At 57.9% G+C, this 1,336-nt stretch carries 1 protein-coding gene; it reads left to right on the plus strand.

Going from position 1 to position 1,336, the window contains the following annotated elements:
- Positions 1–7: 7 nt before the first annotated feature.
- Positions 8–1,315, plus strand: a complete 1,308-nt coding sequence (locus Q9R34_RS21625) for an IS4 family transposase (protein ID WP_485896415.1) — start codon at positions 8–10, stop codon at positions 1,313–1,315.
- Positions 1,316–1,336 lie beyond the last annotated feature (21 nt).

A 1,336-nucleotide genomic window follows, 5' to 3' on the forward strand; every position in this document is an offset into this window, starting at 1 on the left:
TTTTTTTATGCTGCTCAGTCAGGCCCTGGATACTGTTCTTAATTTCTCGCCGAAAGAGTTCTCTGCGCTTTCTGACCTGCTGTCACCTGAGCTTATTGATGAGTGCCTCGCGGATACCGGGGTCGTTACGGTACGTAAACGCCGCCTTCCCATGGAGATGATGGTCTGGGCCGTAACCGGCATGTCGCTCTTCCGCTCGCTTTCCATGAATCAGCTCGTGTCACATCTTGATATCGTTCTGCCCGGTAAACGTCCCTTTGTGGCGCCCAGCGCGGTCGTACAGGCACGTCAGCGGCTCGGCGAGGAGGCCGTCCGTCTGGTCTTTGAAAAGACCCGCCAGCTCTGGTTCAAAAAAACGCCGCTGTCGCACTGGAACGGCCTCACGCTGATGGCGGTAGACGGGACGCTGTGGAGAACGCCGGATACGCCGGAAAATGACGCCGCATTCGGACGCACGGCTAACGAACACGCCAGCTCCGGCTGGCCACAGCTGCGGATGGTCTGCCAGATGGAGGTCACCAGCCACCTGCTGTCGGGCGTCGCCTTTGGCAGCGTCTGCGAAACCAGCGAAGTCGATCTCGCTGCCCGGCTGGCAGAACAGACGCCCGCGCACTCCCTGACGATAATGGACAAGGGCTTTTATGCCCTGGGCCTGCTTCATCAATGGCAGACGTCAGGAACGGAAAAGCACTGGATGATCCCGCTGCGCAAAGGTGCTCAGTACCGGGTAAAGGAGAGGCTGGGTCCCGGACATGAGCTGGTCGAGCTCAGTCTGACGACGCAGGCGCGTAAAAAGTGGGAGGGGGCACCCGCCACGCTGACGGCAAGGCTGGTCAGTAAAGAAGTTAACGGCAGAACGGTGCAGATACTGACGTCCATGTGCGATCCGCTTCGCTACCCGAAAGCCGATATCGTCGACCTTTACGGGCATCGCTGGGAAATTGAGCATGGCTTCAGGGAGATGAAGCAACACCTGCTGAATAACGAACTGACGCTGAGAAGCAGAAAGCCAGAGCTGGTCAGGCAGGAGCTGTGGGGCGTGGCTCTGGCGTATAACCTGCTGCGCTTTATGATGGCGCAGATGGCATACAGCCTTAAAAACGTCGAACCTTATCAGCTGGGCTTTAAGCAGGCGGCGCTGTATCTGACCGGCCAGCTGAGCCTGCTGCCTCGGGTTGCACCAGGACGAATACCGCAGGTGATGAATGAAATCCTGTCGATGGCGAAAAGCTTCGTGTTGCCTGGCCGGCGACAGAGGCACTATCCGCGGGCGGTAAAAAAGAAGCCGCAGCGTTATCCGCTGCGGCGTTCTTAAAAGCTTAACTGACAAGCATTA

This window comes from Enterobacter sp. BRE11, assembly GCF_031844285.1.
In the GTDB taxonomy this organism is placed as follows: domain Bacteria; phylum Pseudomonadota; class Gammaproteobacteria; order Enterobacterales; family Enterobacteriaceae; genus Pantoea.

Coding starts and splice junctions, on each gene's coding strand:
- Q9R34_RS21625 (WP_485896415.1), top strand. CDS start 8: ATGCTGCTCAGTCAGGCCCTGGATACTGTTCTTAATTTCTCGCCGAAA.